The sequence below is a fragment of the Bacillus sp. AFS012607 genome (genome assembly GCF_002558005.1).
GTDB classification, from domain to species: domain Bacteria; phylum Bacillota; class Bacilli; order Bacillales; family Bacillaceae_G; genus Bacillus_A; species Bacillus_A thuringiensis_S.
This window is the reverse complement of the sequence record NZ_NTVM01000007.1, coordinates 221,343-228,948: the sequence shown is the minus strand read 5'-3', so window position 1 is coordinate 228,948 and position 7,606 is coordinate 221,343. Positions and strand designations below refer to the sequence as shown.

Below are 7,606 nucleotides of genomic sequence, written 5' to 3'. Positions count from 1 at the left end.
GCAAAAGCTAAAGAAGAAGAGAAAGCAAGAGAAATAGCAAGAGCTAAAGAAGAAGAGAAAGCAAAAGAAATAGCAAAAGCCAAAGAAGAAGAGAAAGCAAGAGAAATAGCAAGAGTTAAAGAAGAAGAGAAAGCAAAAGAAATAGCAAAAGCCAAAGAAGAAGAGAAAGCGCAAGAAATAGCAAAAGCTAAAGAAGAAGAGAGAGCGAAAGAAGTATCAAAAAACAATATACAGTCTGCTAAACGTGAATTAACGGTAGTAGCGACAGCGTATACTGCTGATCCAAGTGAAAATGGTACATATGGTGGACGCGTTTTAACTGCGATGGGGCATGATTTAACGGCAAATCCGAATATGAGAATTATCGCAGTTGACCCGAAAGTAATCCCATTAGGATCTAAAGTATGGGTAGAAGGTTATGGAGAAGCTATCGCTGGTGATACTGGAAGTGCAATTAAAGGTAATCGTATTGATGTATTAATGGGGTCAAAAAGTAAAGCTATGAATTGGGGAAGAAAAACTGTTAAAGTAAAAATTTTATAGTAACTATAATGATCTAAATAGAAGTCAGTTCTCTTTATTGAGGCTGGCTTTTATTTTTTTAGTGGAAGTATAATAGGATTCTTAAATGACTTATTAATAAAACTGTAATAAAACATAAAAATTGTATCATGTTTAGAAAAACTATTAAGAATGAGGTAAGGAAGTAGAACAGAAGGTTATTGAGAAGTAGAGAAGAATAGTATGTTGCTACAATTACACAAGATATCGAGGAACGTGAACTTATTTCAGTAGTTGATTTCCAGTTTGGGGAAATGAATATATACTATTATTTATGTAAAGATTGTTCAATTATAAAAACGGAAACACAAAGTACATAACAAGACTAACATATTATATTAGTCTTGTTTTTGTATCGCAACATCATTAAGAATCGCATCAAATATATCTTTTTGCGTAAAGTTATCTGTAAAAATAGTTTCTCTGGAAACCTCAATTGTATCGTGCGGATTATACCATTTTTGTAGGGAATCTTCACCAAATTCATGTCGTTTGTCCCTTGTGTTATGTCGTCTAATAGTTTCCTCTAATGATAAATCAAAGTAATATGTAAATGCATTTTTATCAAAATAACGAATTAATTCTTTTAACATCTCACCATACCTACGACTGTTCAATATACCTTCTAAAATAACAAATTCACATTTTCCTTTTCCGTACTTTGTAATTTCAAATAGTAAATCATGTGATAAATTCCCCATTGTGTCGTGTACTCTAAGCATATCTCTACGCACAACATCCTGTGATACTAAAAGTGTACCTTGTCCGAAATGTTCTTGTAGTTGCTTTGCAATCGTTGTTTTACCACTTGCGGAGTTTCCTCTAAGAATGATTAAAGTGGATGTAAATATAGGATTAGACATAATGTATTCCCCCCAACAGTATTAATTATATAGAAAATTTTAACAAATAAAGTGAGGAAAGTGTATAATTAATATGACGGATATTTAAGGAGGGGGTTAGATGGGGGATATATTAAAAAATGCACGACCTATATGGAAACGGACTTGGTTTCGTTATCTAGGGGCATTTTTTATTGTTCAGTTACTGTTTATCCCGCATTAACGGGCAGTAAGACCCCCACCTCAAAATTCAGCGAAAGCGAAGAAGTTAGGTGGGGGATCAACTGCCCGTAAAAGCCCGAATGGTTCAACTAATAATCAGTGGGGGATGAACAAAACCCCCACTGATTAAAGTTTCACTTTATTTTGTGTGAAATAACTGCGTGGGCACCAAACTTTAGGCCAGGCGGAGAGTTTTTTAATAGAATATTAAATTCTCAATTTTTTACTGAATGGTTCACACTCTATACAATCCCGCAATTTAACGTATTTACAGCATTTTTTGCGATTACATTACTACCATATGCATTAGTAGGTGCAATGAAAGATATAACATCAAGAAAAAATATAAAGGAATAATAGAGGTATAATATGCTTTTTCAAAAAGAAGGTTTATTGATTAGATACGTAATGGAAGATGATGCATCTATCGTTTCTAAATGGTTAACGGACCCAGCAGTCCTGCGGTATTACGAAGGACGAGATAATCCGCAGTCTGTAGAAAAGGTGCTTGATCATTTTATACATAATCCAAACAGTAATGAAAAAAGATGTTTAATAGAATTTGATACCGTTCCGATTGGTTACATGCAAATGTACCCAGTTGATTCAGAGTGGAAAGCGTTATATGGCTATAAAGAATCACAAAATGTATGGGGAATGGACCAATTTATCGGTGAACCAGCCTATTGGGGAAAAGGAATTGGACAAAAACTCGTTCAGGCAGCAATTACATACATTATGGGTGAAATGGGAGCAGAAGCAATCGCAATGGATCCGAAAGTAAATAATGAACGAGCGATAAAGTGTTATGAAAAATGCGGATTTAAAAAAGTAAAGATTTTAAAGGAACATGAGCTGCATGAGGGGAAATTAGAAGATTGTTGGATGATGGAATACAAACAATTATAATGAATATGCAATGGCTTATATAAACGAAGGGAGCTGTGCGAAATGAAAAAAGCGTTAATCGTAATTGATGTGCAAGCGGGTATGTATACAGCTGGAATGCCAGTACATAATGGGGGAAAGTTTTTACAAACACTGCAAGAGCTTATTGGGGAATGTCGTTCAAATGATATCCCAATTATTTATGTCCAACATAACGGTCCTAAAGACCATCCGTTAGAAAAAGGTACGGATGGATGGCGAATCCATGCGGCCATCGCTCCGCAAGAAGGAGATAATATTGTTGAAAAGACGACGCCAGATTCATTCCATAAGACAAACTTAAGCGAAGTGTTACAAGAGAAAGGAATTGAACACGTTATTCTTTCGGGAATGCAATCAGAGTATTGTGTAGATACGACAACGCGCAGAGCATGTAGTGAAGGATATAAAGTAACGTTAGTGAGTGATGCGCATAGTACATTTAATACAGAAGTGTTACGTGCTGAAGATATTGTGCAACATCATAACGCAGTATTGGGAGCGTTTGCGGATGTTGTTGCATTAAAAGACTTGAAAGTGGCTGCCTCTAAATAAGAGGTAGTTTTTTTATTAGAAAAAAGCGTCAAATATTGTCGGTAAGTCGATATTTTGAAATAATCGTTTATATAATTTCACGTACCATAATGAAAATATACAAAAAAGGAGCACCACATAATTAAAAAGGGTGCTCCTGCATTAAAATGTTACTTCTTCTTGTCTTTATCCAATATATTTTGTTCTTCAGCAAATTCCGTACCATATGCAAAGCGGCGATTAATACGAATGTTATCATTGTTGTGCCTTGTATGAGAGTTAGAGAAGCGATGAACGATTACTTCAGATAAAGTGAAGACGATGGCAGAAAGGATACTGCCCCATGCAATTTGCATATAGTTGTCTAATAAAATATTACCGAAAATCCATACGCTTAAATATGTTAATAAGAAATCCGACATAATGGCACCAGTATTGCCAATTCGATTTAAAATGATTTTATCAACGAACATGTAGGATACGATTGTAACAAAGAGACTGAATGAAATAATTTGAACAAACGTTGCAGGGAAAAATAAAGCAAGCCCAATGCTAAATGCGATAATGCACGATATAAACTTGATAAGCACTACTGTGAAATCATTCAAAATTCACACCTCCGATTTATACATAGTTTTTCAATAAATTCTGGAGTTCATACATTGTAACGGATTTATTTACGTAAAACTTTTTCATGTTCGGAATTTAGTCTAAATATTATAAAAACAACGGAAAAATGTTATAGTAAAATGAGAGTGTATGACATTTTTAGGTAAGGGGGAATCCAGGATGTGGATTACTTCAGAAGTAGAAATTCCAGATGAGTTAATCGATCACCTTGAGCAAGGAAAGTTAGTGTTATTTGTTGGAGCGGGAGTTTCTATGAAAGGGAAATCAAACTTACCGAATTTTGATGATTTAGTTGATGCAATTGCAAAAACGTTATATGTCGAAAAACGTGAAATAACAGAACCACATGATTATTATCTTGGTAAAATTGCAAAAACAAAAGATGTACATCAAGTTGCAAGAGATCTTGTTCATATAGAGAAATCAAAACCGAATCCATTGCATTTTGCAATTCCAAGGTTATTTCCTTTAGATACAGATATCCGCATTGTAACAACAAATTTTGATCAACATTTTACAACTGCAATTAAGGAAATAAATAGAGATATCAATGTTTATTATGCTCCAGCTTTACCGACTGGGAGAGCATTTAAAGGTCTTGCTTATATACATGGTAATGTAGAACAGGAGAAAGAGGCTTTAATTTTAACAGACGGTGATTTTGGAAGGGCTTACTTAACCGAAGGGTGGGCGAGAAGATTTTTAGTCGATCTATTCTCGAATTACACCGTTTTATTCGTTGGATATAGTCATAATGACCCAGTAATGAAATATTTAGCAACTGGTTTACCACCAAGTACAAGACGATTTGCTTTTGTCGCACAAGGGGAAAATACGTACCACTGGGAACATTTAGGGATAAGACCAATTGTGTATCCGAATAAAGTGAATAATCATCAATCCCTCGTAAAAGCGGTAAAACGCTGGGCGGAATTAATGGGCGATAATTATATTACGAAAAGAATGCGTATTCGGGATATTGTAACGGTTCCCCCGTCAGTAGAACAGGAACAATTATCATACATAAAGCAATCAATTAAAAAAATTGAAACAGTTCGTTACTTTGTGGAATTTGCTCATGATTATGAATGGATCGAATGGTTAGAAGCAGAAGGTAAATTACAAAATTTGTTTATGCTTACGCCAAACTATAATGAAGTAGATGAATTACTTGCAGAATGGTTAGTGGAACAATTTCTTTTTAGTCATCAGAAAGAATTATTTCAATTAATTTATAAAAACTATTCTAAAATATCACCGTTATTATGGAGAACGATTTGTAACTACTTAAACGAAACGAAGAGTAAGATGGATCCGTTGTTGTTTGCAAGATGGACACTCTTTTTATTAGAAACAGCTGAAAAAGATAGTAGCTCTATAGAAAAGATTTCTAAGTTACTGCAAAAATGTTCTTTTCCTGAGCATAAGGAAATTGCCTTATTGTTACTAACTTTTATTTTAGATGGAAAACTGAAGTTGAAACGTGTAAGAAAATGGGGAAATGATACGCAAGAATCAATAGAACTCGAGGAATCGAGTCGCTTACCAGTATCTACATTTTCTCATGTGGAGCAAATTTGGAACGAAAAGATGAGGCCATATATCACCCATTATGCTGTTCCAATTATGATGATCGGATTAGAAAAATTGAGAATGTTGTCGTTAAGACAAACGGCACTGAAAAAAAGAAATAAGGAAGATGTAGAAAAAGATTTTCATCAAAATGATCTTGCATTTTTAATACAAATTGTAAAAGAGTGTCTAACTTATTTATGTGAAAACAATGAGAAAAAAGCGGATTATTATATTACAGAAATGATAGAAGCAAATAGTGTACTTCAAAAGCGAATTGCAATTGACGCGATGAATAAAAATATTTTTGTTCGTGTAGATGACAAAATGAAATGGTTGTTACATGAAGGACTTCTTTTAGATTTCACTTATAAACACGAAGTTTTTCAACTTTTAAAAAGGCATTATGCACATTGTTTAGAAGAAACAAAAGAAGAAGTCACTCGAACTGTAATAAAGCATCTTACAGAAGAGAGGGTATTTGATGCATGTCTCGTATTAGACTTATTATTCAAGTGTGATTCAAATAGTCCATCTACGGCAAATGGGTATGAGTTAATGAAGCAAAAGCATCCTCATTTTCATTCTGAACGATACAGTGTACAAAAGAAAGAGGATACAGCGCAAAGCATTACTTGTAATGTAACAGCTGACGGATTATTGCAGCTGAAAGATGTTGAAATTATGAAGCAAGTTCGGCAATTTTCGCAAGATGGTGTTTTTGAACAACGCCATTTTTTAGAGATGTTATCAAAAGCATGTAAATTGAATACAGAGTGGAGTATTTCATTCGCATATCAATTAGTAGGAGTGCAAGAAATAAGTAATGAAGTATGGTTTGTTTGTATTAGAGAATGGCGAAATAACCGAGGATTGACAAATGATCAAATCCAAAAAATTATTCCGCTATTGCAGAAATTTGTTAGAAATACTGCTTATCATTGGTTAATTAGTAGTTTTCTATATGAAATTAGTAATCGACTAGAAGAGTTAGAAGAGAATAGTATACGTGTTGTAAAACGCTTTGCTTTTTCAGTGTTTCCTCAAGTTATGAAGAGTGATACGGATTTTAAGCTTGGAAAACAAGATTTTTACAATGAATCAATTCAGCATCCTGTTGGGAAAATGACGGCTGTATTATTAAAGTTGTTATCATATGATCATTTATACGATCGTAATGTATATGAATATTTATTTTTATTTGAAGAACAAGTAAGAGTTAATTTGGAACGAACAAACTTTATGTTTGCTCGTTTAATAGCAGATATTACATTTCTATATCATATTGAAAAGCAATGGTGCCGAAAATATTTGTTACCATACTTAGATTTAAAAAAACAAAATGAAATTACGGAATATGCATGGGCTGGTTTATGTTACACGCAAATAAATTTACCTTTATTTACAGAAATGAAGCGTTTTATTAAGTATGCGATAGAACATTTGGAAGTATTACATCCGCATACGAGGGAAGCTTTCTTGAAGTGGCTTAGCTTTGTATTTATTAAATGTGTACTATATTGGGAGCAAAAAACAGAGTGGTTATACCCTTTACTCATACTAGAAAATGAAGAAAATAAAATTAAATTTATGCAGTTTTTATGCTATTACGTCAAAACATTAAGCGTAAAAGAACAACAAAAATTTTGGACAGCTTGGCTCAGTGTATTTTTACGAGAACGACCAAAAATGGGTGAGATAACTGCGAGAGAATATGTAATGCTTTTACGTATTATCTTATACATGGATGAAATATTAGAAAAAGGATTATGTATTATGTCTCGTGCATTTTCAAGTGTACATGGTAAATGTACAGGTGAGGAAATGAAGCAGTTATTGATTGAAATGCTTCATAAAAAAGAAAGTATGAAAGCGCATAAAGAAATGTTTGCAAATGTGTTTTTTATTTTACTACAAACATGTCACGAAGCCGTTTTATTTGAAAAAGAAATCATACAAATAAAAGAATTATTAGTTCAGTATGAAGTAGAGGAATATGTTTTACATTTACTAGAAAATGAAATAATTCGCATAGGAATTGTAATGGGTGATTTACAAAAAGAAGTATAGGATGAAAGTGGAATTTTAAAAAAATATATAAAAAGTTGTTGACAGTGTTTTAAAAAGCGTTCTATAATACGAATCATACTTATTCAATTTCAAAAACATTTGAATAAACAAAGTGCAATGAAGAGATCACAGTAGTGGTTAGTCTTACTGTAACAGAGAGCTGGTGGTTGGTGTGAACCAGTACAGGGATAATCATGAATTACAGTCTTGGAGCATCTTTTTCGTAATAAAGATAGTTTGTCTTTATG

The 7,606-nt window shown here is 33.3% G+C and carries 6 protein-coding genes, 2 pseudogenes and 1 other annotated feature (1 of these 9 running past the window's edge); of the genes and pseudogenes, 6 read left to right on the top strand and 2 right to left on the bottom strand.

Annotation, left to right across the window (positions count from 1 at the left end; all coding sequences use genetic code 11):
* A partial coding sequence (locus CN409_RS08890) for a 3D domain-containing protein (protein ID WP_240518624.1) occupies nucleotides 1–543 on the top strand: 543 nt, incomplete at its 5' end.
* A 356-nt stretch (nucleotides 544–899) separates the two neighbouring features.
* Here CN409_RS08890 and CN409_RS08885 read toward each other — a convergent pair.
* Nucleotides 900–1,424 carry a kinase gene (locus CN409_RS08885; protein ID WP_000070084.1) on the bottom strand — a complete coding sequence of 175 codons (525 nt, stop codon included), beginning with the start codon at nucleotides 1,422–1,424 and terminating at the stop codon, nucleotides 900–902.
* Nucleotides 1,425–1,524: 100 nt separating this feature from the next.
* Between CN409_RS08885 and CN409_RS32170 the strand changes: the two are divergent.
* The 4 genes and pseudogenes from CN409_RS32170 to CN409_RS31375 all read left to right on the top strand — a co-directional run.
* Nucleotides 1,525–1,608, top strand: a pseudogene (locus CN409_RS32170) (YfzA family protein); the annotation flags it as partial.
* A 155-nt stretch (nucleotides 1,609–1,763) separates the two neighbouring features.
* Nucleotides 1,764–1,982, top strand: a pseudogene (locus CN409_RS08875) (YfzA family protein); the annotation flags it as partial.
* Nucleotides 1,983–1,994: 12 nt separating this feature from the next.
* Nucleotides 1,995–2,534, top strand: a complete 540-nt coding sequence (locus CN409_RS31380) for a GNAT family N-acetyltransferase (protein WP_000898780.1) — start codon at nucleotides 1,995–1,997, stop codon at nucleotides 2,532–2,534.
* A 42-nt stretch (nucleotides 2,535–2,576) separates the two neighbouring features.
* Nucleotides 2,577–3,107 carry a cysteine hydrolase family protein gene (locus CN409_RS31375; protein WP_000709533.1) on the top strand — a complete coding sequence of 177 codons (531 nt, stop codon included), beginning with the start codon at nucleotides 2,577–2,579 and terminating at the stop codon, nucleotides 3,105–3,107.
* Nucleotides 3,108–3,256: 149 nt separating this feature from the next.
* On the opposite strand, the gene CN409_RS08860 is transcribed toward CN409_RS31375, so the two are convergent.
* On the bottom strand, nucleotides 3,257–3,694 hold the full coding sequence (locus tag CN409_RS08860) for a YndM family protein (RefSeq protein ID WP_000997702.1): 438 nt from the start codon (nucleotides 3,692–3,694) through the stop codon (nucleotides 3,257–3,259).
* Nucleotides 3,695–3,875: 181 nt separating this feature from the next.
* On the opposite strand from CN409_RS08860, the gene CN409_RS08855 reads away from it, so the two are divergent.
* Entirely contained in the window at nucleotides 3,876–7,358 is a 3,483-nt protein-coding gene (locus CN409_RS08855; RefSeq protein WP_141527700.1) for a DUF4020 domain-containing protein, read from the top strand.
* Nucleotides 7,359–7,466: 108 nt separating this feature from the next.
* Nucleotides 7,467–7,606: a binding site (T-box leader), on the top strand; it runs 96 nt beyond the window's last position.